Genomic DNA, 23,701 nt, shown 5'->3' on the forward strand with positions numbered 1-23,701 from the left:
GCGACGGTGCGACCGGACTCGACGAACGCCGCGATGCCGTCCAGGTCCTTGGCGCGCAGGATGCCGGCATCCACGGATACCCCGCCAATCGCGCTGCGCTGCAAGAGGTCCCACGGCAACGCAGGTGCGCAGCTGTGCAGCAGCACGTCGGCGCCGACGGTCGCGACGCACGCGTCCAGCAGTCCCTGAGCGACAGCGTCGTCGAGCGCGGCGACCGGGCTCAGCGCCGTGACCCCGGTCAGCTGGCCGCCCAACGCCGCCGGCAGCGACGGCTCGTCGAACTGCACCACCACCGGTGTGTCGAGGCGGCGGGCCAGCGACGCGCGATGCGCCGCAACGCCTTCCGCCAGCGACGCCGCCAGGTCGCGCACGGCGCCCGGGTCGGTGATGGCCCGGTGGCCGTTGGCGAGCTCGAGCCCGGCGGCCAGCGTGATCGGCCCGGGCGCTTGCACCTTGACCACCCGCCCGGCGCCGCGCAGCCCCGCCGTCTCCCAGGCCTCCTCCAGCGCGTCCGTGTCCTCGTCGAGGAGGCTGACGGCGCGGCGCGTCACGGCGCCGGGTCGGGCGGCGATGCGGTAGCCGCGGGGCACCGTGTCGATGGCCACGTCGACCAGCAGCGCGCCGGCCCGCCCGAGCAGGTCGGCGCCCACTCCGCGGGCGGGCAGCTCGACGATGTGGGCCAGCGCGCCCGCCAGCTCGCCGACCACCACCTCGGCGGCCCCGCGCGCCGCGGTGCCGGGCCACGATCCGACGCCGCTGGCCCTCGCGAACGGATGCGCGAAAACACTCACCGGCCAACCGTATTCGACGCCGCGATCGGCTCCGGTCGCCAGGGGTGTTCGGGGCGGGGTAGGTTCATGCCGAGAAGGGTGCAAAACGGTGGGGCGCAGGGCGAGACTGGCACGGACAAGGCCGCTGCTGTTGTGTGGCGCGGTGTTGCTGACGGCGGCGTGCACCCGGGTGGTCGGCGGCACCCCCCTCGCGGGATTCGGGCCCGCCGCCAAGGGCGTTCAGGGCGTCAACGTCGACACCATCCTGCTGGACCAGTCGCGGATGCGCGCCATCACCGGTGCCGGCGAGCACCTCACGATCATTCCCTCGATGGACGGCAACCGCCCCGTGGACATCGACGCCCTCGCCGAGGCCACGCCGGCGGAATGCCGGTTCCTCTACGCCGAGACGGCGACCTTCGGCCCCGACATCGAGGAGTTTCACAAGACGACATTCCAGGACCCGCCCGACGGCGCTTTGATCTCCGAGGGCGCCGCCGCCTACCAAGACGTCGACACGGCGCGGCGCGCCTTCCGCGCCCTGGTGGGCGCCGTCGGCGGCTGCGCGGGTGACTCGGCGGGCGACTTGTTGGTGGGCGAGTGGACGGCGGACGCGAACTCCCTGCACCTGCGGCCCGGCGGGTGCGGTCGCGACTACCGGGTGCTGAAGGTGGCCATGGTGGAGGTCACGTTCTGCGGCTTCGCGCAATCGGTATCCGACATCGTGATGACGAACATCGCCGCGAACATCCCTAGCTAGCTCACCAGTGCGCGGTGGCCAGCAGCTCGAAGTTGGGGTGGCCGTACTTGACCCACATCGCCACGTGCAGGGCGGTCATGGCCGCCGAGACCGCCAGGGCCGCGATCGCCAGCCCGAAACCGTTCTCCCCGCGGCGCCTGACCTGGTGCAGCGCGACGACGGCAAAGATGGTGCTCAGCAGCGGGCTGCCGTACATGCCCATCAGGCTCAGCACGAAGGCCGCGATGGCCCAGGCGTTGGTCTGGACGGTCGGCACCTCACGGGCCGCGACTTGCTGGGTGGTCATCTGCGTTGGCTCCTTTCCTGGCGTCAGGGAAAGGATCGGAAACCGCCCTTGGCGGATCCTCAACGAATTCTTGGGGCGCTCAGCGTCTGGTGGCGGAGATGGTGGCGCTGCCGAGCACCTCGTCGCCGTCGGGGTCCGGGCGGTACAGCACCAGCGTCTGCCCGGGCGCCACTCCGCGCAGCGGGTTCCGCAGCCGCACGACGAGCTCGTCGCCGACCAGTTCGGCGACCGCGCCCACCGTCTCGCCGTGCGCGCGCACCTGGACCGCGCACTCGACGGGGCCCTCCGGCGGGGCTCCGGCGGTGAAGATCGGGGACCGCCCGACCAGGCCGTGCACGTCGAGGTCGGCCGACTCCCCCACCTCGACCGTCCCCGTCGCGGCGTCGATCGACGTCACGTAGCGCGGACGGCCGGTCGGTCCCGGGCCGGCGATGCCCAGGCCCTTGCGCTGCCCGATGGTGAAACCGTGCACCCCGTCGTGGGTGGCCAGGACGGCGCCGTCGGTGGTGACGACGGTGCCGCGGCGCACCCCGATGCGCTCCCCCAGAAAGGCCCGGGTGTCGCCGGACGGGATGAAGCAGATGTCGTGGCTGTCCGGCTTGTCGGCGACGGCCAGGCCGCGACGGGCCGCCTCGGCCCGGATGTCGGGCTTCGGGGTGTCCCCGATCGGGAACGCCGCGCGCCGCAACTGCTCGGCGGTCAGCACGGCCAGCACGTAGGACTGGTCCTTGTCCCGGTCGACGGCGCGGCGCAGCCGCCCACCGGACAGCCGGGCGTAGTGGCCGGTGGCCACCGTGTCGAAGCCCAGCGCAACGGCTTTCGCCGACAGCGCCGAGAACTTGATCCGCTGGTTACACCGAACGCAGGGGTTCGGGGTCTCCCCGCGGGCGTACGACTCGACGAAATCGTCGATCACGTCCGCCTTGAACCTATCCGCGAAATCCCAGACGTAGAAGGGGATTCCGAGCACGTCGGCGACCCGGCGCGCGTCCGAGGCGTCTTCCTTCGAACAGCAGCCCCGCGAGCCGGTGCGCAACGTGCCCGGCGCGGACGACAGCGCCAGGTGCACCCCGACCACGTCGTGCCCGGCGTCGACCATGCGAGCGGCGGCGACGGACGAATCGACGCCGCCACTCATCGCGGCGAGGACCTTCACTTACGGCGCCCCCGCGGCGGCCAGCGCGGCGCGCCGGGCGCGGTCAACGGCCGCGGGCAGCACCCGCAAGACGGCGTCCACGTCGGCGTCGACGCTGGTGTGCCCCAACGAAAGTCGCAGTGATCCGCGGGCGCTCGCCGGGTCGGCGCCCATCGCGACCAGCACGTGCGACGGCTGCGCCACACCGGCGGTGCACGCCGAGCCGGTCGAACACTCGATGCCGTTGGCGTCCAACAGCATCAACAGCGCGTCGCCCTCGCAGCCGCGGAACGTGAAGTGCGCGTTGCCCGGCAACCGCTGGGGGTACCTCCCGCTTGCGGGGGACGGGTCGCGGGCGCCGTTGAGGCTGACGTCGTCGATGCCGGCCAGGACGCCCTCGACCAGCCGGTCGCGCAACACGCGTAGCCGCGCGCTGTTGGGCTCGAGTGCGTCCACCGCGATCCGGGCCGCCGCCGCCATTCCGACGGCGCCGGCGACATCCGGTGTGCCGGAACGGATGTCGCGTTCCTGCCCGCCGCCGTGCGACAGCGGCACGCAGGCCACGTCGCGGCGCAGCAGCAGCGCCCCCACGGCGGGCGGACCGCCGAACTTGTGCGCGGTCACGCTCATCGCCGACAGCCCGCTGGCCGCGAAGTCGACCGGCAACTGCCCCACCGCCTGGACGGCGTCGCTGTGCATCGGGACGCCGAATTCGGCGGCGACGGCGGCGAGTTCGGCGACCGGCAGCACGGTGCCGACCTCGTTGTTGGCCCACATCACGGACACGAGAGCGACGTCGTCCTGGCCCTGCAACGCCTCGCGCAGCGCGGCCGGCGACACCGAGCCGTCCGCGGCGGTGGGCAGCCAGGTCACCTCGGCGCCCTCGTGTTCGACGAGCCAGTTCACCGAGTCCAGCACGGCGTGGTGTTCGACCTCACTGACGACGATGCGCCGGCGCGACGGGTCGGCGCCGCGCCGGGCCCAATAGATGCCCTTGACGGCGAGGTTGTCGCTCTCGGTGCCGCCCGCGGTGAAGATGACCTCGGACGGGCGCGCGCCCAGTTTGTCGGCGATCAGCTCGCGGGATTCCTCGATGCGCCGCCGCGCCGCCCGCCCGCTGGTGTGCAGCGAGGACGCGTTGCCGACGGTGCCGAGCGCGGCCGTCATCGCCTCGATGGCGGCGGGGTGCATCGGGGTGGTGGCGGCGTGATCGAGGTAGACCATGACGCGCCCCACGATACCCGCAGGTCCGAAAGGCTAAGCCACCAGCACGTGGCGGCGGTCCGGGCGCTGCGGCACGCCCAGGCCCACCGCGGACTCGCAGCGTCGGGCCAGCGCCCGCCGGTCGGCGCCCGGCAGCTGCAGCGATTCCACGTGAACGTGCGCCACGGTGCGGCGCACGGCCAGCAACCGGCACATCGACCGCCACAGCGTGTCGTCACCGACGAAGGCCGGAGCGGTCGACACGCCGCCGTCGGCGTGGTGGTAGGTCAACCGGAGGGGCTGCACCGGGCGGCCGGCGTCGATCGCGGCCTGGAACATCGCCGGATAGAACGTCCCGGATGCCCGCCCGCACCACGTGGTGCCCTCCGGAAACGCCACCACCGTCTGACCCGCGCGCAGCCGGTGCGCGACGGCCTCGACGACACACGGCAGCCGCCGCAGGTTGGCCCGTTCGATGGGAATGATCTTGAGCAGGCGCACCGAAAGATCACCGAACAAATCGGCCCGGGCCACGAACGACCCGGGCAACACCGAGCCGATGGCGAACACGTCCAACCAGGACATGTGGGGGCTGACCACCAGGACCCCACGCAGGTTGCGGATCGGGCTGCCGGACACGCTCATCCGGACACCGAAGCAACGCAGCACCACCCGGCAGCAGAACCGTTGCACCCGCGCCCGGCCGGGCAGCGGCACCAGGGCCAGCGGCACCACCAGCGCCAACAGCAGCGCCAGCAGGACGCGAAGCGTCACCCGGAGCACCACCCGCCACCGCGCCGGGGCGGGACCGACACGCACGCAGCTGCTGTCGCACGTCGCGCGTGGCAGCCAGGCGTGGGCCCCGGGGGTGTTCACTGCGCGCCGCCCACCATTTCGGAAGCCGCCGACACCGACCGCAGCCTCTTGAGATATCGGGTGTCCGCGCGTCGTTTGTCCAGCAGCACGCAGAAGTCGCCGACACCGAAGTCCGGGTCATGCGCGGGCTCGCCGCAGACCTGGGCGCCCAGCCGGAGGTAGCCGCGCATCAGCGGCGGGACGGCGGGCCGCGGCGGCGCGGGGATGTCGTCGAGGGCGCGCCCGGCCACCCGGACCGGGCGGTGCGGGTGCACCCGGTACCGCGCCGGCGCGGCGTGGCGGTTCAGGATGAAGTCGCGCACCCCGCGCAGCTGGCTGCCGGGAGAGTCGCCGTCGGATTCGTCGCCGATGGGCACCGACACGCAGCCGGTCACGTAGTCGTAGCCGTAGCGATCCAGGTAGGCCAGGATGCCCGCCCACATCAGCAGCACGACGCCACCGTTGCGGTGACCGTCGCGGACCACCGCGCGTCCCATCTCCACCAACGACGGCCGCAGCGGGTCGAAGGCGCGAACGTCGAATTCCGTTGCGGTGTAAAGCCCCCCGGCCGCGATGGCGCCGGTGGGCGCCAGCATCCGGTAGCAACCCACCAGCTCGCCGGTGTCGTCGTCGCGGACCAGGAGGTGGTCGCAGTGTTCGTCGAACCTGTCGACGTCGAGGCGCTCCGTACCGGTCACCGGCAGGGCGAAGCCCGGTGTGCTGGTGAACACGTCGTACCGCAGGCGCTGCGCCGCCTCGATCAAGGTGGGATCGGTGGACAGCAACAGCGAATAGCGCGGACCGGCCGAACCGGTCGCCGCGCCGTGCGGCTTGTCGCTGGCGATCAGGACAGAAGCAATGCTCATGGGAACAACGTCGCGTAGTCGTTGTGCTATTCGGCATCGACGCTGTGACGTGTCGGTGCACGTCAGATGACGACATATCGCGAAAATCGGCGCTGTCTGACCGTGCGGTTAACAGACGAATGACCGCCGGTGCGCGTCCGGCCAGCAGACGCAAAAGCCCCCGACACGCCGAACGTGCGGGGGCCTTTGCGTCTGGTGGCGCGAGAACTCAGCCCTTGCGGGCCTTGATCGCGTCGGTCAGCTGCGGGGCGACCTTGAACAGGTCGCCCACCACGCCGTAGTCGGCGATCTCGAAGATGGGTGCCTCTTCGTCCTTGTTGACCGCGACGATGGTCTTCGAGGTCTGCATGCCCGCCCGGTGCTGGATCGCCCCGGAGATGCCCAGCGCGATGTAGAGCTGCGGCGACACCGTCTTGCCGGTCTGGCCGACCTGGAACTGGCCCGGGTAGTAGCCGGAGTCGACCGCGGCGCGCGACGCACCCACGGCGGCGCCCAACGAGTCGGCCAGCGCCTCGACCACGCTGAAGTTCTCCGCGCTGCCGACGCCGCGACCACCGGAGACGACGATGGTGGCCTCCGTCAGCTCGGGCCGGTCACCGGCGACCGCGGGCTCGCGGGCGGTGACCTTGGTGGCGTTCTCGGCGGCGGCCGGCACCTCCACGGTGACCTGCTCACCGGCGCCGGCGGCCGGCTCCGCGTCGACGGCACCGGCGCGAACGGTGATCACCGGGGTGTCGCCGTTGGCCTGCGCCTCGACGGTGAACGCGCCACCGAAGATGGAGTGCACGCCCTTGTTGCCCTCTTTGACCTCGACCACGTCGACCAGCAGGCCCGATCCGATCCGCGCCGCGAGCCGGCCCGCGATCTCCTTGCCGTCGGCGCCGGCGGCCAGCAGCACGGCGGCGGGCGAGCTGGATTCGGCCACCGAAGCCAGCACGTCGACGACCGGGGTGATCAGGTAGGAGTCCACGTCGTCGGACTCGGCGACGTAGATTTTGGCGGCGCCGGCCTCCTTCAGCCCGTCGGCCAGCGGCGCGGCCGTGCCGGGCGCGCCGACGACGACGGCGGACGGCTCGCCCAGCGCCCGGGCGGCGGTGATCAGTTCGGAGGTGACCTTCTTCAGCGCGCCTTCGGCGTGCTCGACCAACACAAGTACTTCAGCCATGGGTTATTTCGCTCTTCTCGTCCGTGGTTTCGTGCTCGTTCAGATGATCTTCTGGGCGACCAGGTACTGGGCGACCTGGTTGCCGCCCTCGCCCTCGTCGGTGACCTTCTCGCCCGCGGTCTTGGGCGGCTTCGGCGTCGACGACAGCACGGTGGAGCCGGCGTTGGCCAGCCCGACCTCGTCGGCCTCGACCCCGATCTCGGCCAGCGTCAGCACCGTGACCTCTTTCTTCTTGGCGGCCATGATGCCCTTGAAGGACGGGAAGCGCGGTTCGTTGATCTTCTCGGTGACGCTGACCACCGCGGGCAGGGTGGCTTCGAGCGTGAACACGCCGTCGTCCGTCTCCCGCTCGCCGGTGACCTTGCCGCCCTCGAGGGACAGCTTGCGCAGGTGGGTCAGCTGCGGCAGGCCCAGGTACTCGGCGATGATGGCCGGCACCGCACCGCCGACGCCGTCGGTCGCCTCGTTACCGGCGATGACCAGCTCGGTGCCCTCGATCGTGCCCAGCGCGCGCGCCAGGGCCCAGGCGGTCTGGATCACGTCCGAGCCGTGCATGCCATCGTCCTTGAGGTGGACGGCCTTGTCGGCGCCCATCGACAGGGCCTTGCGGATCGCCTCGGTGGCCCGCTCGGGGCCGGCGGTCAGCACGGTCACCGACCCGTCGACGCCGTCGGCGGTCTCCTTCTCCCGGATCTGCAGCGCCTCTTCCACGGCGCGCTCGTTGATCTCGTCCAGCACCGCGTCGGCGGCCTCGCGGTCCAGCGTGTAATCGCCGTCGGTGAGCTTGCGCTCCGACCAGGTGTCTGGGACCTGCTTGATCAGGACCACGATGTTCGTCATGAGTGTGGTTCGTCCTCCTCGAAGGGGTCGCGCAGCGGTCGTCTGCGGACCTCGGTCACGCACTTTAAGACTGCACGGAGTGTTACTGACGGGTAACTTTGTGCGGTCTGCTCTCACACCATAGCGGGTAGTACTGCACGTTCTTTCGCCCTGTCTGCCCCGTCCCACAACGGTGCCCAGTTCGCGGTTCGCGAATCGGACACTTCGCGTTAGCCTGCCTATTCAATGAGCGCATTCCTCCCTGAGGTTCCCTCGGACGTGCCCGGCCCCCAGGCGGCGACCCCGTCGGGGGCCGACGCGGTGTTGACGCTGACCGGCGAGCGCACCATCCCGGACCTGGACATCGAGAACTACTGGTTTCGCCGCCATCAGGTCGTTTACCAGCGGCTGGCGCCGCGCTGCGCGGGCGCCGACGTCCTCGAGGCCGGCTGCGGCGAGGGGTACGGCGCCGACCTGATCGCGGCCGTCGCGCGCCGCGTCGTCGCGGTGGACTACGACGCGGCCGCGGTCGCCCACGTCCGCAACCGCTACCCGCGGGTCGAGGTCATGCAGGCCAACCTCGCGGAGCTGCCGCTGCCCGATGCGTCGATGGACGTTGTGGTGAACTTCCAGGTCATCGAGCACCTGTGGGATCAGCCACAATTCGTCGCCGAGTGCGGCCGGGTGCTGCGGCCCTCGGGGCTGCTGATGGTGTCCACCCCCAACCGGATCACCTTCTCGCCCGGCCGCGACACCCCCGTCAACCCGTTCCACACCCGCGAACTCAACGCCGACGAGCTGACCGAGCTGCTGGTCGACGCCGGCTTTTCCGAGGTGACCGTGTGCGGGCTGTTTCACGGCCCGCGCCTGCGCGAGATGGACGCCCGCCACGGCGGGTCCATCATCGACGCGCAGATCGTGCGAGCGGTCGCGGATGCGCCGTGGCCCCCCGAGCTGGCCGCCGACGTCGCCGCGGTCACCTGCGACGACTTCGACCTGGTCGACGCCGGCGACCGGGAGATAGATGAAAGCCTGGACCTGATCGCGATCGCGGTGCGGCCGTGAGCAGCCCCCAGGTTCCCGGCATGTTCACCCTGGTGCTGCACACCCACCTGCCGTGGCTGGCCCATCACGGCCGCTGGCCGGTCGGCGAGGAATGGCTGTATCAGTCCTGGGCGGCGGCCTACCTGCCGCTGCTGCGGGTGCTGCGCACGCTGGCCGACGAGGATCGGCACCGCCTCGTCACGCTGGGCGTCACCCCGGTGGTCAACGCCCAGCTCGACGACCCGTACTGCCTCGACGGCATGCACCACTGGCTGGCCAACTGGCGGCTGCGGGCGTCCGAAGCCGCCAGCGTGCGCTCGGCCCGCGGCTCGAAGTCGGCGGACTACCAGTCCTGCACACCGGAAGCGTTGCGGGCCTTCGGGATTCGCGAATGCGCCGAAGCCGACCAGGCGCTTGACGACTACGCCACCCTCTGGCGGCACGGCGGCAGCCCGCTGCTGCGCGCCCTGATCGACGCGGGAACGGTGGAGCTGCTGGGCGGCCCGCTGGCCCACCCGTTCCAGCCGCTGCTGAACCCGCGGCTGCGCGAGTTCGCGCTGCGCGAAGGCCTGGCCGACGCGCAGCAGCGCCTAGCCCACCGCCCGACCGGGATCTGGGCGCCCGAATGCGCCTACGCCCCCGGCATGGAACACGACTACGCCGGCGCCGGGGTCACGCACTTCATGGTCGACGGCCCGTCGCTGCACGGCGACACCGCCCTGGGCCGGCCCGTCGGCGACACCGACGTGGTGGCGTTCGGACGCGACCTGCAGGTCAGCTACCGGGTGTGGTCGCCGAAATCCGGCTATCCGGGCCATTCCGCCTACCGCGACTTCCACACCTACGACCACCTGACCGGGCTCAAGCCGGCGCGGGTCACCGGCCGCAACGTCCCGTCGGAAGCCAAGGCGCCCTACGATCCCGAGCGCGCCGACCGCGCCGTCGACGCCCACGTCGCAGACTTCGTCGAGGTGGTCCGCGGCCGGCTGCTGGCCGAGTCGGAGCGCATCGGGCGGCCCGCCCACGTCGTCGCCGCCTTCGACACCGAGCTGTTCGGCCACTGGTGGTACGAGGGCCCGGCGTGGCTGCAGCGGGTGCTGCGCGCGCTGCCCGAGGCCGGCGTGCGCGTGGGCACGCTGCGCGACGCGATCGACGGCGGATTCGTCGGCGACCCCGTCGCGCTGCCGCCCAGCTCGTGGGGTTCGGGCAAGGACTGGCAGGTGTGGGCCGGCGAGCAGGTGACCGACCTGGTCCAGCTCAACACCGAGGTGGTCGACACGGCGCTGAGCACGGTCGACAAGGCGCTGTCGCAGACGGCGTCGCTGGACGGGCCGCTCCCCCGCGATCACGTCGCGGACCAGATCCTGCGCGAGACCCTGCTCACCGTGTCCAGCGACTGGCCGTTCATGGTGAGCAAGGACTCGGCCGCCGACTACGCCCGCTACCGCGCCCATCTGCACGCGCACGCCACCCGCGAGATCGCCGGGGCGCTGGCGTCCGGCCGGCGCGACACCGCCCAGCGGCTGGCCGACGGCTGGAACCGCGCCGACGGCCTGTTCGGCGCCCTGGACGCGCGTAGGCTGCCCCGGTGAAGATCCTGATGGTGTCGTGGGAATACCCGCCGGTGGTCATCGGCGGGCTGGGCCGGCACGTGCATCACCTCTCGACCGCGCTGGCCGCCGCCGGCCACGACGTCGTCGTCCTGTCGCGCCGCCCTTCGGGCACCGATCCCAGCACGCACCCGTCGTGCGACGAAATCACCGAGGGCGTCCGGGTGATCGCGGCCGCCCAGGACCCGCACGAATTCACCTTCGGCAAGGACATGATGGCCTGGATCCTGGCGATGGGCCACTCGATGATCCGCGCCGGGCTGCCGCTCAAGAAGTACGGCAGCGACCGGTCATGGCGTCCCGACGTCGTGCACGCGCACGATTGGCTGGTCGCGCACCCGGCCATCGCGTTGGCCCAGTTCTACGACGCGCCAGTCGTTTCCACGATCCACGCGACCGAAGCCGGCCGGCATTCGGGCTGGGTCAGTGGACCGATTAGCCGTCAGGTGCACGCGGTCGAGTCGTGGCTGGTGCGCGAATCCGATTCGCTGATCACGTGTTCGGCGTCGATGGCCGACGAGATCACCGAGCTGTTCGGTCCCGGCCTGGCCGGAATCACCGTGATCCGCAACGGCATCGACGCGGCGCGCTGGCCCTTCGCGCCGCGCAGGCCGCGCACCGGCCCGGCCGAACTGCTCTACCTCGGGCGGCTCGAGTACGAAAAGGGTGTGCACGACGCCATCGCCGCGCTGCCGCGGATCCGGCGCAGCCACCCGGGCACCACCCTGACCATCGCCGGGGAGGGCACCCAGCAGGACTGGCTCATCGAGCAGGCCCGTAAACACCGGGTGCTCAAGGCGATTCGGTTCGTCGGGCACCTCGACCACGCCGAGCTGCTGGCGCTGCTGCACCGGGCCGACGCCGCGGTGCTCCCCAGCCACTACGAGCCGTTCGGGCTCGTGGCCCTGGAGGCCGCCGCGGCCGGCACCCCGCTGGTGACGTCGAACATCGGCGGCCTGGGCGAGGCCGTGATCAACGGGCAGACCGGGGTGTCGTTCCCGCCCCGCGACGTGGCGGCGCTGGCCTCGGCCGTTCGCACCGTGCTCGACGATCCGGACGCCGCCCAGCGGCGCGCCCGCGCGGCCCGCGAACGGCTCACCTCCGACTTCGATTGGCAGACCGTGGCACAGGAGACCGCGCAGGTCTACCTGGCCGCCAAGCGCGGCGAGCGGCAGCCACAGCCGCGGCTGCCCATCGTGGAGCACGCGCTGCCCGACCGTTAAATCAGGGCACGCCCGTCGGGCTTCACTCCGCGTCCCTCCCGTCGCGGCTGCGCCGGTAGGCGCGCCCCCGCAGATCGGCGAGCCATTCCGGATAGAGGCTGACCCCCGACGCCGTGTTGGCCACCGGATCGAACCACACGTCCGGCTCGGGGTCGAGGACGCCGCTCAGCGTCAGCCGGGCCAGCGGCGCGAAATCGCCCCTGCCGCAAGCCTGGTCGATCGCGAAGTCGATGCCGCCGTCGCCGATGGCACGCTCCACGCTGCCCAGCGACAGCCCAAAGCCGTTGACATCGCTCAGGGTTCGGGCCCTCAGCCACCAGACGCTGCCCTGATAGCGAAACGGCATGAGGCTGGTCAGCGTCTGCCCGGTCCACGACGCGGTCGGCCGCAGCGCCACGGCCCGGGCCAGCACGCCGGACCCCGCGGAGACCAGCAGGATGTCCCAGGGCGTCGCCGCCAGCTGTTGGGGCACGGCGCGGACCGCCAGCCCCACGAAGTCGGGCAGCGCCCCGGGCGTGCCGGCGGCCTTGGAGATGCGCGCGACGGCGTCGGACGACGGGAGGGGCAGCCCCTCGCCCGCGGGGGCGACGCGTTCGAGCGAGCCTTCCGCGAGCACGCCGACGGGATGGAAAAACCGCCGGCCGCGCAGGGCGGATCCCCATTGAAAGGGCTTGGCCAGGACATCGGAAACGTTCACCGGCGCCGGGTTCCCATTCTCCGCCGCAGGAAACCACCGATCTGCGCCCGTCAATCACGGCGAAACGCAGCCGGAAAACCAAAACCCGGCCGCGGCGGGGCGTACCGGGTGGCCCGGCAGGTCGACCGGCGAAATCGGCCCCCGCATTCCGCCACGCCAGCGCGCCGCCGGGGCTAGCATTTAAAGCAGGTTGAGTTCACAGCTTCTTTTCGTGGAGCGCGGCGCATAACACCCCTGTCGCTCCCCTCACCAGCCGATAGGCGCACCACATGACCGCTCACCACGCCACCGATCCACCCGACACAAACCAACCCGCCAGCTGCCGCTACATGGCCGATTTCAACGGCGCGCGGCTCTTTGTCTATGCGCGCAGCCTCGGCACCGTCCTGCGCGTCGATGGCGAGATCGACGCGTCGAATGCCGGCCAATTCTCCGAAACGATCCGGCGCTTTTCCCGCCTGAAAACCCCGTTGATCCTGGACCTGAGCCACCTGGATTTTCTGAGCCTCGACGGGTTTCGCGCGCTGCTGGTGCTCAACCACGAGCATCAGCAGGCGCGGGTGCACTGCAGCGTGGTCGCCGGGGCCGCGATGCGCCCATTGCTTCACATCATCTACGACCACGGCATGCCGGTCGTCGGATCGGTGGCCGAAGCCCTTCAGCTCATCGAGGACATCGTCAAGGCGCGGCGCCGGTTGCTCTCGGACGTGATCCGGCAGCGTCAACCGCGGCGGGAAACCGCGGACGTTGCCGCCGTCCCCTCCTGAGGGCATAAAGCCTTAGCCCACCGCAGCTTTCGCCCGCGCGGGCGGCGCGCTGGGCCACCTTCCTGGTCTTTCGATGGGCCCGCCGATACGCTGGTGCTTGATGAAGGATGCGGCTAGTTGACCAAGCGGCGCGCACATGACGCGCCGCCCACCCGGGCGGAACTCGAGAAGCAGTTGTCTGCCGACATGCGGGCGATCACATCCCAATCTGATCGCATCGGCCGGCGCTTCGCGCGGCTGAACGGCGTGAGCAGCAGCGACTTCCACGCCCTGCTACACATCATGGTCGGCGAAACCGCAGGCGCCCCTTTGACGTTGGCCCAGCTGCGGCAGCGGATGGAGGTATCGCCCGCCGCGATCACCTATCTCGTTGATCGGATGATCGACGTGGGCCACATCCGGCGGGAACCCGACCCGGATGACCGGCGAAAGTGGCTGCTGCGCTACGAGGAGAGCGGCATGACGCTGGCGCGCGATTTCTTCGAGCCGCTCGGCGAGCTGCTCAGCACCGCCCTGGCGGATCTGAGCGATGGGGACCTGCTCGCCGCTCACCGCGTCTTCACAGCGATGATCGCCGCGATGTCGACGTTTGGCGATCAGCGCCGCCAGGAGGCGGCGCGATAGGCGACCCTCGCTTGCCGCGGTTCGTTAAGCACGTTAATGTTTAAGATATTGAAACAGTTACGGGTGGCCGGGCACGGCGAACGGGGCAGAGTGTGGATAGATCGGTACTGGCCGCGACGACGCTGGCCGTCGCGGCGGCCGCAGGCACCGGAAGCATTGCCAGCCCAAAGCGGCTGCCCGCCTGGTATTCCCGGCTTCGCAAGCCGCCGTACCAGCCGCCAAGCGCCGCCTTCCCACTCGTCTGGACCGCGCTCTACACCGACATCGCGGCGACGTCCGCGGCGGTCATCGACCGGTTGCGCGCGGCCGGCCAGCACGACGGGGCGCAACGCTACGCCGCCGCCCTCGGGGTGAACCTGGCGCTGAACGCCGGATGGAGCTGGCTGTTCTTCCGGTATCACAAGCTCGGCGCCTCGGCGCTCGGCGCCGCCGCCCTGACCGTGAGCAGCGCCGACCTCGCGCGGCGGGCCGCGCAGGCGGACCCGCGGGCGGGCCTGGCGCTGTCCCCCTACGCGCTGTGGTGCGCCTTCGCCGCCGTCCTGGCCACCCACGTTTGGCGGCTCAACCGCTGAATCATGCCGACGCTGTTATGGTTTCGCCGAGATCTGCGATTGCGCGATCACCCCGCCCTGGCCGCCGCCGGCGAAAACGGCGAGAAAGTGCTCGCCTGCTTCGTCCTCGATCCGCGGCTGGAGGCCTCGTCGGGGCGCGCTGGCTCGATCCGGCGCGGCTGGGGATCGAGCGGTGCGAGATCCCCGACCCCGGCGCCACGCTCGACGCGGCGGCCGGTGAAAACGCGGCGCGAAAGCTCTGGAAGTCGTTCGCGGACAACGGGTTAGCGCGCTACTCCCGCGACCGCGACCGGCCCGACCTGGCGGGCACCAGCCGGATGTCGGCGCACTGAAGTTCGGGTGCATCCATCCCCGCACCACGGTCGCCGACCTCGACGCGCGCGGCGCCGGGACGCAAGCCTTCCTGCGGGAGTTGGCATTTCGCGACTTCTACGCCGACAAGCTACGCCACCGGCCGGCCAGCGCCTGGCGCGACTGGAACAGCCGTTTCGACGACATCCCGACCGACACGGGTCCCGACGCCGCGCGCCGCCTCGCGGCCTGGAAGGCCGGCCGGACCGGGGTTTCCGTTCGTTGACGCCGGGATGCGTCAGCTTCGCCAGACCGGCTTCATGCACAACCGGGTGCGGATGATCGCCGCGTCGTTTCTGGTCAAGGACCTCACCTGCCGTGGCAGTGGGGCGCCGAATGGTTCCTGGATCAGCTCGTCGACGACGCGCACCTGAGGAAAGGCGTACGGCCGCACTGCTACCCGGCGCCGGTCGTCGACCGCGGCGCCGAGCGCGCCGAAGCGCTGCGCCGCTACCGCAGCATCTGAGCGATTCCTTGGACCCGAAGCTGGTTGGCATGCAATTATCAGCCGACTCACAGTTCTCGTCGATTTCGCCCACAGGAGGCGCCATGGCTCGCTCGGTCGTTCGGACGTTGTTGGTTGCAGGCGCTGCCGTGGGGCTGATGGCCGGCGCGGGCGCCTGTTCGTGTTCGGTCTCGTCGAAGCACGCGGTGAGCAAGAGCGACGTCGCCAGCCAGATCACGTCCAAGCTGACCGACGCCGCCGGCAACAAGCCCGAATCGGTCGACTGCCCGAACGACCTGCCGGCCGCGGTCGGGGCGCAGCTGAACTGCACGATGAAGGTCAAAGACCAGACCTTCAACGTCAACGTGACCGTGACCAGCGTCAACGGCAACGACGTCAAGTTCGACATGGTCGAGACGGTCGACAAGAACCAGGTCGCCAAGATCCTCAGCAACAAGCTGACCCAGCAGGTGGGCCGCAAGCCCGATTCGGTGACGTGCCCGGACAACCTCAAGGGGGTCGAGGGCGCGACGTTGCGGTGCGAGCTCACCGACGGCCCACAGAAATACGGCATCGCCGTGACCGTTACGAGCGTCGACGCCGGCGACGTCAACTTCGACTACAAGGTCGACGACCACCCCGAGTAAGGCGGGCTAGCGGGCGGCCTTCTTGCGTTCGATGTCGGCCAGCGCGGCCGCCAGCTCCGCGCGCTGCGCGGCCGAGCTCTCCCAGGACAGCTGCCGGTTCTTGACCACCTTGGCCGGCGCGCCGACCGCGATCGAATAGTCGGGGACGACGCCGCGCACCACGGCGTGCGAGCCCAGCACGCAGCCGCGCCCGACGGACGTGCCGCGCAGCACGGTGACCTTGACCCCGACCCAGGTATCGGGGCCGATCCGGACCGGGGACTTGACGATGCCCTGATCCTTGATCGGCATGTTGATGTCGTCCATGCGATGGTCGAAATCGCAGACGTAGCACCAGTCGGCCATCAACACCGAGTCGCCGAGCTCGATGTCGAGATAGGTGTTGATGACGTTGTCGCGGCCCAACACCACCTTGTCGCCGAAGCGCAGCGAGCCCTCGTGCGCGCGGATGGTGTTCTTGTCCCCGATGTGCACCCAGCGGCCGATCTCCATCTCGGAGAGTTCCGGTGTCGCGTGGATCTCCACGCCCTTGCCCAGGAACACCATCCCGCGGGTGATGATGTGCGGGTTGGCCAGCTTGAACTTCAGCAGCCGCCAGTAGCGCACCAGGTACCACGGGGTGTAGGCGCGGTTGGCCAGCACCCACTTCAGCGAGGCCAGCGTGAGGAACTTGGCCTGGCGAGGGTCCCGCAGGTTCGATCCACGCCAGCGGCGGTGAAGCGGAGCATTCCACATGCTCGTCATGGCCGGAAAGCCTATCGGAGCCGCCACGCGTTACCCTCACCTGGACTCGATCGCTGCCCGCTCACGTAAAGGATTTGGAAACCCGAGGTGCGTGCCCGACATCTCCTGCGAGGGCTTCGGCGTGCCTTGTGCGCGGCGGCTGCGGCCGCTCTGGCGGTCGGACTCGGCGGCTGCGGCAACACCGACTCGTGGGTGGACGCCTCGCCCGCGCAGGGCTGGCCGGCGCAATACGGCGACGCCGCCAACAGCAGCTACACCGCGACCGGCGGGGCCACCAAGCTTTCGCTGCAGTGGACCCGGTCGGTCAAGGGCAGCCTGGGGTCCGGCGCGGCGCTGAGCGCGCGCAGCTATCTCGCGCTGAACGCGCAGACCCCGGCCGGGTGTTCGCTGATGGAGTGGCAGGCCGACGACAACGGCCGCCAGCGCTGGTGTGTGCGGCTGGTCCAGGGCGGCGGCTTCGCCGGCCCGCTGTTCGACGGCTTCGACAACCTGTACGTCGGCCAGCCCGGCACCTTCTTGTCGTTTCCGGTGACCCAGTGGACGCGGTGGCGCCAGCCGGTGATCGGGATGCCCACCACCCCAAGGTTTCTGGGGCACGGCCAGCTGCTCGTCATCACGCACCTGGGTCAGGTGCTGGTTTTCGACTCGCACCGCGGGGAGGTGGTCGGCAGCCCGCTCGATCTGGTGGAGGGCGTCGACCCCACCGACGCGACGCGCGGCTTGGCCGATTGCGCGCCCGCGCGGCCGGGCTGCCCGGTCGCCGCGGCGCCGGCCTTCTCACCGGCCAACGGGACCGCGGTGCTGGGTGTCTGGCAGCCGGGCGCTCCAGCCGCCGGGCTGGTCGGGCTGAAATACCACCCAGGCCAGACGCCGCTGATCACCCGGGACTGGGCCAGCGACGCCGTCGGCGGCGGTGTCATCGCCAGCCCGGTGCTGTCCGCCGACGGGTCGACCGTCTACGTCAACGGCCGCGACCAACGGCTGTGGGCCCTGCACGCCGCCGACGGGAAACCGAAATGGTCTGCGCCGCTGGGCTTCTTGGCGCAGACGCCGCCCGCGGTCACCCCGCAGGGGCTGATCGTCTCGGGTGGCGGACCCGACACGCGGCTCGCGGCGTTCAAGGACGCCGGCGACCACGCCGACCCGGCCTGGCGCCGCGACGACGTCACGCCGCTGTCGTCGTCGAGCCTGGCCGGTGGCGGAGCCGGATACGCCGTCGTCGGCGGTCCACCCGCGGACGGCGCGCCCGGCATGTCGGTGCTGGTCTTCGACCCGGGCAACGGCCACACGCTGGGCAGCTATCCGCTTCCGGCGGCCAGTGGGTATCCCGTCGGGGTGTCCATCGGCAACGATCGCCGGGTGGTGGCCACCACCAGCGACGGCCAGGTCTACGGTTTCGGGCCGGCATGAGCACGCGCAGCCGCCCCGCGAACGTCGCCGCGACCGTCGTCCTGCTGATCGTCCACGGCTTCCTGCTGGCGGCGACGTATGTGCTGCTCGGCCTGTTCGTCATGGGGACCGACCCGTGCGGGACCGTGAAGTGTGGCGATCCCGCCTGGATTGACCGCGCCATGATCCTCGGGATCTGGGGCGGCGCCGCCGTCCTGGTCGCCGACATCGCGGTCGCCGTGTTCCTGCTGATCCGGCGCCGGACCGCCTTCTTCGTTCCGATCATCGGCTGCGTGGCGCAGATCGCGCTGACGATCGGCGCCGCGGCGATGGAGACGCTGGCCGGACCCGTCTAGTCGATTGTGCGTGTACGGCGCGCACTTCGTCGGCGTGTCGCCGCCCTGGACTCACACGCAAAAGCCCAGAAATCACAACGCGCGGGAGGGGCTAGATCGCGAGCGGCGGGATGGCGCTGCGGGGCACCTGCGCCTGGACCGGGCCGCCGAACGCCGGCAGCATCTCGCCCGGGGCGAAGTAGAAGATCAGTTGGTCGTCGGTGATGGCGAAGTTCTGATAGTGCGACGGGTCGAGCCCGGTCGACGGCAATATCACCGCACCCAAAGGGTTTTGCCGGTTCAGCTCGCGCTGCACGATCGGGAAGATGCTGTCCAGCGGCGTCGTGCCGGTCGGGAACAGGTTGTCGAAGGTGATGGGCTGCTTGGTCCCGAGGTTGTAGTTGAACGCCTTGTACCAGGTCGTCGGCCGCGAACCGCCCAGGTCCTGGAAGAACTTCAGCACCACGCTGCGGGTGTTGTGCGGCGGCTGGCCGGCGGTGTGTTGCTCGGTGGTGGCTTCCATCTGGTAGGGCTGGTCGCGGGTGCCGGAGCCCTGCGCGACGTTGAGGAACCCGTCGCGGTTCTGCGTGATGTAGTCGGCCAGCGCCTGCTCGTCGGGGTAGTCGGCAGGGAATGTCATGTTGAGCATGTAGGTGGGGCCGGTGGTGCGCACGTGACACAGCTGCCCGGCCTCGACGGCGCCACCCAGGCTGGCGCACGACGGCGGCTCGGCGGCCGCCGGCAAACCCAACATGACCGCGGCAGGCAGCGCCGCAGCAGCTATCAGGAAACGCATCGTCGAATTGTCCTCGCAGATCAAGGGCGGGGCGCCTACCAGGGGTGACCCCGCCAGCCTACCGGGACGCCCGGCAGACGAACGCCGTCGCACGGCCGGCGGCCCCGGCGCCGATGCGGGCGACGACCACCGACAGCGGCCGGTCACCGCGCGGCCGCAAACGCCGCCGCAGCGCGTCGGGGTCGACGCGCACGCCGCGCACCAGGATCTCGAGCGCCCCGCAGCCCAGCGCCGCCAGGGCCTGCCGCAACCGGCGCTCGTCGAACGGGAGCTGCTCGAGCACCTCGAACCCCCGCACCCCCGCCGGCAGCCGATCCCCCGACAGGTAAGCGATGTCGGGGTCCAGTTGCCACAGCCCGTGACGGGCGCCGTAGTGGCGCACCAGCCCGGCGCGGACCACCGCCCCGTCGGGATCGACGATCCACCGCCCGGCCGGCGCCACCGGGCACTCGTCCGGTTCGGCGTTGGTGATCTGTTCCCCGCGATCCAGCACGCTCGCCCGCCGGCGCACCCCCGGCCGCGATAGCCCGGCCGACCACAGACACGCCTCCCGGACCGATCCGCGATACGACGTCACCTCGATCTCACCGCCGAAACCGAGGCGGCTCAGTTCATCGAAATCGATTCCGGGGCCGCACTTTACGACGACGTCCCGGCCGCGGTAGGTGTCCAGCACCGGGCCCAGGGCGGGTGCGTAGTCGTCGATGCGCAACCGCCGCCGGCCCCCGACGCGGCGCGCCGGGTCGACGAGGACCACCGCGTCGCGGGTCACCGGGCGCAGCGCGTCGGCGCGGCACAGGTCGGCGTCCGCGCCCAGATTGTGGCGCGCCATCGCCAGGCGCACGGCGTCGATGTCGCTGCCCAGCGCCCGCACGCCCGCGCGGCGCAGCGCGGCCAGCTCCGTGCCGATCGAGCAGGTCGCGTCGTGCACCGGCATCCCGGCCTGCGCCAGCCGCCCGGCCCGGTGCAGGGCCACCGGCGCGGCGGTGGCCTGCTGCAGCGCCTCGTCGGTGAACAGCCAGCCGGAGACGTCCAGCTCCCCGAGCTTCTCGGCGGCGCGGCGGCGCAGCAGCGTCGTCTCCACCAGCACCGGCGCCCGGTCACCGAACCGGGCGCGCGCGGCCGCGATGTCCGCGACCCGCGTCGCGTCGGTCAGCTCGAATTGGGCGACGGCGGCCAGCGCCGCGGCGCCCGGTTCCGACCGCAGGTAGTCGACGTCGGCGCCGCTGAAGCGCAGCCCGTCGCTCAGGAGGGTTTGACCCCGGTGACCATCACGTTGTAGAACCAGCCCTTCGGCACCACGTGCCGCCACATGTTGGCGTCCACCCAGCTCAGCGTCTTCCAGCCGTTGAACGCGAATTTCGCCCAGCCCCAGCCCAGCCGCCCGGGCGGCACCGCGCACTCGAACGTGCGCAGCGGCCAGCCCAGCATCGCGGCGGTGAACTCGACGGTGGCGGTGCGGACGTCGATCGCGCCGGCGCCCTCCGCCATCCGCTCCAGGTCGCCCGGCGCGAAGGTGTGCAGGTCGACGAGGGCCTCCAGCGCCGCGGCGCGTGAGGACTCGTCCAGCTCGGCCTGCGGGCGCCGCCAGCCGCCCAGGCCCGGCAGCCGGGTGACGTTGGTGACGACCCGCCAGGTCAGCGTCGAGAGGGCGCGCGCGTACACCTCGCCGGCGTTGCTGGGCTCGCCGGCGAAGACGAACCGGCCGCCCGGGCGCAGCACCCGGACCACCTCGCGCAATGACAGCTCGACATCGGGGATGTGGTGCAGCACCGCGTGGCCGACCACCAGGTCGAAGGTGTTGTCCTCGTACGGGATGCCCTCGGCGTCGGCGACCCGGCCGTCGATGTCCAGGCCCAGCGACTGGCCGTTGCGGGTGGCGACCTTGACCATGCCGGGCGACAGGTCGGTCACCGACCCCCGCCGCGCGACCCCGGACTGGATCAGGTTGAGCAGGAAAAAGCCCGTCCCGCAACCCAATTCGAGAGCCCGGTCGTAAGGCAACTCCCGAAGCACCTCGTCGGGCACGGTGGCGTCGAAGCAGTCCCGGGCGTACTCGACGCAGCGCTGGTCGTAGGAGATCGACCACTTCTCGTCGTAGTTCTCCGCCTCCCAGTCGTGGTAGAGCACCTGGGCCAGCTTGCTGTCGTGCCGCGCCGCCTCCACCTGTTCGGCGGTGGCATGCGGGTTGGGAACGGCGTCGGTCGAACTCGTCGTCATGCAGGGCAGCCTAATCGGCGTCCGGTGACCGATCGAAAACGGCGTTGATTCTGGCCTTGGCGGCGGCCAGCGCCTGCGCCGGCCCGTCGAGGAAGCGGCGCGCCCATGCCGCCGCGGCGTCGTAGACGTCGTCGGGGGCCACCATCTCGTCGATCAGGCCCAGGGCCAGCGCCTCCTCGGCGTCCACGAAGCGCCCGCTGAACACCAGCTCCTTGGCCCGGCTCGCGCCGGTGACGCGGGTCAGCCGGGCCGTCGCCCCGCCGCCGGGGACCCGGCCGGCCAGGATCTCGGTGGCGCCGAACTTGACGTTGTCGCCGCTGACCCGCCAGTCGGCGGCCAGGGCCAGCGTCAGGCCGGCGCCCAGCGCGTACCCGGTGATCGCGGCGACCGTCGGCTTGGGGAGCGCCGCCACGGCGTCGACGGCCGCACGGCGCACCCGGTCCGCGGCCTCGGCCTCCTCCGCGGTCAGCGTTTCCAGCTCGGGCGCGTCATCGCCGGCGGAGAAGATCTCGTGGCCGCCGAACAGGATCACGGCGGCGACGTCGTCACGGCGCCCCAGCTCGTCGGCCGCGGACACGATCTCGCGGTAGACCTGCCGGGTCATCGCGTTGGTGGGAGGCCGCGACAGCAGCAACATGGCCAGGCCGGCGTCGCGCGACCCGTCGCTGACCACGACGCTGACGAATTCCCTCAATGCCGCCACCCCATGCCGCCCGCCTCGCGGGCCTGGTGGTAGCGGTCGGAGTCGAAGAATTCGAAAATCCAGTTGTCGCCCTGGATTTCGAGGTGCGGCTGCACCGTGACGATCTGGCGCTCGACGGCCAGCACGTCGGCGACCGTGCGACCGGCCAGCGAGTCCAGCTGCGTCCAGGTCGGCGGCAGCAGGAAGCAGCGGCCCGAGGCGAAGTCGTCGATGGCCGCCTGCGGCGTCGTCCAGCCCGCGCGGTCGGACTCGGTGTTCTGCCCGTCGGCCCGCTGCCCCGCCGGCAGGGCCCCCACAAAGAAGTAGGTGTCGTAGCGGCGGGTGCGCTCGGCCTCCGGGGTGACCCAGTTGGCCCACGGCCGCAGCAGGTCGGAGCGCAGCTCCAGGTTTTCGCGGCGCAGGAAGTCCGCGAAGGACAGCGTCCCGTCGGCCAGCGCGCGGCGCGCGTCGGCGTACACCGAGGCGTCGCCCACGATGCCGTCGGGGTCGCCGGCCGGTCCCGCGAACAGCACCCCCGACTCCTCGAACGTCTCCCGGGCCGCGGCGCAGACCAGCGCCTCGGCCAGGTCGGGTTCGATGCCGAACCGCTGCGCCCACCACTGCGGCGGCGGCCCCGCCCACGCGATGTCGGCGTTGCGGTCGCGGTCGTCGACGCCGCCGCCGGGGAACACCATCGTCCCCGCGGCGAACTCCATCCGGGCGTGCCGGCGCATCAGGAACACCGCCAGCCCGCCGGGCGCGTCGCGGACCAGCATCACGGTCGCTGCGGGCCTGGGGACCAGGGGTGGCGGATCCTGCGGTGTGCTCATAGCTGCCTCCGGTGGGCCGCGCGGGTGCGAACTCGGCGGGCGAAATAGCGCCCGTCGACGACGTCCAGGGCGATCGACTGGCCGAACGCCGCGGACAGGTTCTCGGCGGTCAGCACGTCGGGCAGCAAACCCGCGGCGACCACCCGGGCCTCCGACAGCAGCATGCAGTGGCTGAAGCCGGGCGGCACCTCCTCGACGTGGTGGGTGACCAGCACCAGCGCGGGCGCGTCGGGGTCCGCGGCCAGGTCGGCCAGCCGGGCCACCAGCTCCTCGCGGCCGCCCAGGTCCAGGCCGGCGGCCGGCTCGTCGAGCAGCAGCAGCTCCGGGTCCGTCATCAGCGCGCGGGCGATCAGCACCCGCTTGCGCTCCCCCTCGGACAGGGTCCCGTAGGTGCGGTCCGCGAGGTGCTCGGCGCCAAGGCTTTCCAGCATGTCGATCGCCCGGCGGTAGTCGACGTCCTCGTAGCGCTCGCGCCATCGACCCAACACCGCGTAGCCCGCCGACACGACGAGGTCGCGCACCACTTCGTCGGTGGGGATCCGCTGCGCCAGTGCCGAGGAACTCAGCCCGATCCGCGACCGCAACTCCGATACGTCGACCCGGCCCAGCCGCTCGCCGAGCACGAACGCCACGCCCGACGACGGGTGCTCGCTGGCGGCGGCGATGCGCAGCAACGACGTCTTGCCGGCGCCGTTGGGCCCGATGATCACCCAGCGCTCGTCGAGTTCCACCGCCCAGTCCAGCGGCCCGACCAGGACGCGTCCGCCACGGTGCAGCGACACGTCCCTGAAGTCGATCAGCAGATCGGGGTCGGCTGCCTCACTTCCGGTTTCGGGCACCCGCCCATCGTGCCGTACCGCGATCGC

The 23,701-nt window shown here is 71.2% G+C and carries 25 protein-coding genes and 2 pseudogenes; 11 read left to right on the forward strand and 16 right to left on the reverse strand.

What is annotated here, in order from left to right; genetic code table 11:
• A partial coding sequence (locus tag A5655_RS05935) for a methionine synthase (protein ID WP_067006708.1) occupies nt 1-791 on the reverse strand: 791 nt, incomplete at its 3' end.
• Nucleotides 792-897: 106 nt separating this feature from the next.
• On the opposite strand from A5655_RS05935, the gene A5655_RS05940 reads away from it, so the two are divergent.
• Entirely contained in the window at nt 898-1,530 is a 633-nt protein-coding gene (locus tag A5655_RS05940; protein WP_231999082.1) for a sensor domain-containing protein, read from the forward strand.
• A gap of 1 nt (nt 1,531) precedes the next feature.
• Here A5655_RS05940 and A5655_RS05945 read toward each other — a convergent pair whose 3' ends face one another.
• From A5655_RS05945 to A5655_RS05975, 7 genes are all read right to left on the reverse strand, one after another.
• Nucleotides 1,532-1,816: a DUF4190 domain-containing protein gene (locus A5655_RS05945; protein WP_067006716.1), complete on the reverse strand. Its 285-nt coding sequence runs from the start codon at nt 1,814-1,816 to the stop codon at nt 1,532-1,534.
• Nucleotides 1,817-1,895: 79 nt separating this feature from the next.
• Entirely contained in the window at nt 1,896-2,972 is a 1,077-nt protein-coding gene (gene mnmA, locus A5655_RS05950; protein WP_156764722.1) for a tRNA 2-thiouridine(34) synthase MnmA, read from the reverse strand.
• Nucleotides 2,973-4,175, reverse strand: coding sequence for a cysteine desulfurase family protein (locus A5655_RS05955; RefSeq protein ID WP_067006719.1), 1,203 nt, complete (start codon nt 4,173-4,175; stop codon nt 2,973-2,975).
• A 33-nt stretch (nt 4,176-4,208) separates the two neighbouring features.
• Nucleotides 4,209-5,030, reverse strand: a complete 822-nt coding sequence (locus A5655_RS05960; RefSeq protein ID WP_067006721.1) for a 1-acyl-sn-glycerol-3-phosphate acyltransferase — start codon at nt 5,028-5,030, stop codon at nt 4,209-4,211.
• On the reverse strand, nt 5,027-5,875 hold the full coding sequence (locus A5655_RS05965) for a GNAT family N-acetyltransferase (RefSeq protein WP_067006724.1): 849 nt from the start codon (nt 5,873-5,875) through the stop codon (nt 5,027-5,029). Before A5655_RS05965 ends, A5655_RS05960 begins: the two co-directional genes overlap by 4 nt.
• A gap of 208 nt (nt 5,876-6,083) precedes the next feature.
• Nucleotides 6,084-7,040, reverse strand: coding sequence for an electron transfer flavoprotein subunit alpha/FixB family protein (locus tag A5655_RS05970; protein WP_067006727.1), 957 nt, complete (start codon nt 7,038-7,040; stop codon nt 6,084-6,086).
• A 39-nt stretch (nt 7,041-7,079) separates the two neighbouring features.
• Nucleotides 7,080-7,880, reverse strand: a complete 801-nt coding sequence (locus tag A5655_RS05975; protein WP_067006730.1) for an electron transfer flavoprotein subunit beta/FixA family protein — start codon at nt 7,878-7,880, stop codon at nt 7,080-7,082.
• A gap of 225 nt (nt 7,881-8,105) precedes the next feature.
• Between A5655_RS05975 and A5655_RS05980 the strand changes: the two genes are divergently transcribed.
• The 3 genes from A5655_RS05980 to A5655_RS05990 are packed head-to-tail and all read left to right on the forward strand — an operon-like array spanning nt 8,106 to nt 11,736.
• Nucleotides 8,106-8,924, forward strand: coding sequence for a bifunctional 2-polyprenyl-6-hydroxyphenol methylase/3-demethylubiquinol 3-O-methyltransferase UbiG (locus A5655_RS05980; protein WP_067006733.1), 819 nt, complete (start codon nt 8,106-8,108; stop codon nt 8,922-8,924).
• 20 nt (nt 8,925-8,944) lie between these two features.
• Nucleotides 8,945-10,495, forward strand: a complete 1,551-nt coding sequence (locus A5655_RS05985) for a glycoside hydrolase family 57 protein (RefSeq protein WP_067006736.1) — start codon at nt 8,945-8,947, stop codon at nt 10,493-10,495.
• Nucleotides 10,492-11,736 carry a glycosyltransferase family 4 protein gene (locus tag A5655_RS05990; RefSeq protein ID WP_067006738.1) on the forward strand — a complete coding sequence of 415 codons (1,245 nt, stop codon included), beginning with the start codon at nt 10,492-10,494 and terminating at the stop codon, nt 11,734-11,736. Before A5655_RS05985 ends, A5655_RS05990 begins: the two co-directional genes overlap by 4 nt.
• Before the next feature lie 22 nt (nt 11,737-11,758).
• Here the strand turns inward: A5655_RS05990 and A5655_RS05995 are convergent, their stop codons facing one another.
• The gene (locus A5655_RS05995; protein ID WP_067006741.1) at nt 11,759-12,433 is read right to left on the reverse strand and encodes a phosphodiesterase; all 675 of its coding nucleotides are present in this window, start codon (nt 12,431-12,433) and stop codon (nt 11,759-11,761) included.
• Between the two features lie 329 nt (nt 12,434-12,762).
• Between A5655_RS05995 and A5655_RS06000 the strand changes: the two genes are divergently transcribed.
• The 5 genes and pseudogenes from A5655_RS06000 to A5655_RS06020 all read left to right on the forward strand — a co-directional run bounded on the left by A5655_RS06000 (nt 12,763) and on the right by A5655_RS06020 (nt 15,839).
• Nucleotides 12,763-13,200 carry an STAS domain-containing protein gene (locus A5655_RS06000; protein WP_067006796.1) on the forward strand — a complete coding sequence of 146 codons (438 nt, stop codon included), beginning with the start codon at nt 12,763-12,765 and terminating at the stop codon, nt 13,198-13,200.
• Between the two features lie 117 nt (nt 13,201-13,317).
• Nucleotides 13,318-13,824: a MarR family winged helix-turn-helix transcriptional regulator gene (locus tag A5655_RS06005; protein WP_067006744.1), complete on the forward strand. Its 507-nt coding sequence runs from the start codon at nt 13,318-13,320 to the stop codon at nt 13,822-13,824.
• 92 nt (nt 13,825-13,916) lie between these two features.
• Nucleotides 13,917-14,396: a TspO/MBR family protein gene (locus A5655_RS06010; protein WP_067006747.1), complete on the forward strand. Its 480-nt coding sequence runs from the start codon at nt 13,917-13,919 to the stop codon at nt 14,394-14,396.
• A 3-nt stretch (nt 14,397-14,399) separates the two neighbouring features.
• Nucleotides 14,400-15,213, forward strand: a pseudogene (locus A5655_RS28190) (FAD-binding domain-containing protein).
• Nucleotides 15,214-15,296: 83 nt separating this feature from the next.
• A complete protein-coding gene (locus A5655_RS06020) occupies nt 15,297-15,839 on the forward strand; it encodes a DUF4333 domain-containing protein (RefSeq protein WP_067006750.1) in 543 nt (180 codons plus the stop codon).
• 6 nt (nt 15,840-15,845) lie between these two features.
• Here the strand turns inward: A5655_RS06020 and A5655_RS06025 are convergent, their stop codons facing one another.
• On the reverse strand, nt 15,846-16,583 hold the full coding sequence (locus tag A5655_RS06025; RefSeq protein WP_067006753.1) for an acyltransferase: 738 nt from the start codon (nt 16,581-16,583) through the stop codon (nt 15,846-15,848).
• A gap of 126 nt (nt 16,584-16,709) precedes the next feature.
• Here A5655_RS06025 and A5655_RS06030 point away from each other — a divergent pair, with 126 nt between their 5' ends.
• The gene (locus A5655_RS06030) at nt 16,710-17,993 is read left to right on the forward strand and encodes a PQQ-binding-like beta-propeller repeat protein (RefSeq protein WP_156764724.1); all 1,284 of its coding nucleotides are present in this window, start codon (nt 16,710-16,712) and stop codon (nt 17,991-17,993) included.
• A complete protein-coding gene (locus tag A5655_RS06035; RefSeq protein ID WP_067006756.1) occupies nt 17,990-18,328 on the forward strand; it encodes a hypothetical protein in 339 nt (112 codons plus the stop codon). Before A5655_RS06030 ends, A5655_RS06035 begins: the two co-directional genes overlap by 4 nt.
• Nucleotides 18,329-18,419: 91 nt before the next feature.
• On the opposite strand, the gene A5655_RS06040 is transcribed toward A5655_RS06035, so the two are convergent.
• The 6 genes and pseudogenes from A5655_RS06040 to A5655_RS06065 all read right to left on the reverse strand — a co-directional run bounded on the left by A5655_RS06040 (nt 18,420) and on the right by A5655_RS06065 (nt 23,698).
• Nucleotides 18,420-19,103, reverse strand: coding sequence for an esterase (locus tag A5655_RS06040; protein WP_067006759.1), 684 nt, complete (start codon nt 19,101-19,103; stop codon nt 18,420-18,422).
• 58 nt (nt 19,104-19,161) lie between these two features.
• Nucleotides 19,162-20,391 (reverse strand): SAM-dependent methyltransferase, encoded by a 1,230-nt coding sequence (locus A5655_RS06045; RefSeq protein ID WP_082978510.1) that lies wholly within the window; start codon nt 20,389-20,391, stop codon nt 19,162-19,164.
• On the reverse strand, nt 20,349-21,323 hold the full coding sequence (locus A5655_RS06050) for a class I SAM-dependent methyltransferase (protein ID WP_067006764.1): 975 nt from the start codon (nt 21,321-21,323) through the stop codon (nt 20,349-20,351). Before A5655_RS06050 ends, A5655_RS06045 begins: the two co-directional genes overlap by 43 nt.
• 22 nt (nt 21,324-21,345) lie before the next feature.
• A pseudogene (locus tag A5655_RS06055) lies at nt 21,346-22,017 on the reverse strand (enoyl-CoA hydratase); the annotation flags it as partial.
• Complete coding sequence (locus A5655_RS06060; protein ID WP_067006767.1) at nt 22,014-22,835, reverse strand: NUDIX hydrolase; 822 nt, start codon at nt 22,833-22,835, stop codon at nt 22,014-22,016. The gene A5655_RS06060 and the pseudogene A5655_RS06055, both read right to left, overlap by 4 nt.
• Nucleotides 22,832-23,698, reverse strand: coding sequence for an ABC transporter ATP-binding protein (locus tag A5655_RS06065; RefSeq protein ID WP_197508611.1), 867 nt, complete (start codon nt 23,696-23,698; stop codon nt 22,832-22,834). Before A5655_RS06065 ends, A5655_RS06060 begins: the two co-directional genes overlap by 4 nt.
• Nucleotides 23,699-23,701: the final 3 nt, after the last annotated feature.

Source organism: Mycobacterium sp. 1081908.1, from assembly GCF_001673535.1.
GTDB lineage: Bacteria > Actinomycetota > Actinomycetes > Mycobacteriales > Mycobacteriaceae > Mycobacterium.

What these genes read in the sequence shown, in the direction of transcription:
- A5655_RS05945 (WP_067006716.1), bottom strand. Translation starts at nt 1,816, where the DNA reads ATGACCACCCAGCAAGTCGCGGCCCGTGAGGTGCCGACCGTCCAGACC.
- A5655_RS05955 (WP_067006719.1), bottom strand. Translation starts at nt 4,175, where the DNA reads ATGGTCTACCTCGATCACGCCGCCACCACCCCGATGCACCCCGCCGCC.
- A5655_RS05965 (WP_067006724.1), bottom strand. Translation starts at nt 5,875, where the DNA reads ATGAGCATTGCTTCTGTCCTGATCGCCAGCGACAAGCCGCACGGCGCG.
- A5655_RS05970 (WP_067006727.1), bottom strand. Translation starts at nt 7,040, where the DNA reads ATGGCTGAAGTACTTGTGTTGGTCGAGCACGCCGAAGGCGCGCTGAAG.
- A5655_RS05975 (WP_067006730.1), bottom strand. Translation starts at nt 7,880, where the DNA reads ATGACGAACATCGTGGTCCTGATCAAGCAGGTCCCAGACACCTGGTCG.
- A5655_RS05980 (WP_067006733.1), top strand. Translation starts at nt 8,106, where the DNA reads ATGAGCGCATTCCTCCCTGAGGTTCCCTCGGACGTGCCCGGCCCCCAG.
- A5655_RS05985 (WP_067006736.1), top strand. Translation starts at nt 8,945, where the DNA reads ATGTTCACCCTGGTGCTGCACACCCACCTGCCGTGGCTGGCCCATCAC.
- A5655_RS06000 (WP_067006796.1), top strand. Translation starts at nt 12,763, where the DNA reads ATGGCCGATTTCAACGGCGCGCGGCTCTTTGTCTATGCGCGCAGCCTC.
- A5655_RS06020 (WP_067006750.1), top strand. Translation starts at nt 15,297, where the DNA reads ATGGCTCGCTCGGTCGTTCGGACGTTGTTGGTTGCAGGCGCTGCCGTG.
- A5655_RS06025 (WP_067006753.1), bottom strand. Translation starts at nt 16,583, where the DNA reads ATGACGAGCATGTGGAATGCTCCGCTTCACCGCCGCTGGCGTGGATCG.
- A5655_RS06035 (WP_067006756.1), top strand. Translation starts at nt 17,990, where the DNA reads ATGAGCACGCGCAGCCGCCCCGCGAACGTCGCCGCGACCGTCGTCCTG.
- A5655_RS06040 (WP_067006759.1), bottom strand. Translation starts at nt 19,103, where the DNA reads ATGCGTTTCCTGATAGCTGCTGCGGCGCTGCCTGCCGCGGTCATGTTG.
- A5655_RS06050 (WP_067006764.1), bottom strand. Translation starts at nt 21,323, where the DNA reads ATGACGACGAGTTCGACCGACGCCGTTCCCAACCCGCATGCCACCGCC.
- A5655_RS06060 (WP_067006767.1), bottom strand. Translation starts at nt 22,835, where the DNA reads ATGAGCACACCGCAGGATCCGCCACCCCTGGTCCCCAGGCCCGCAGCG.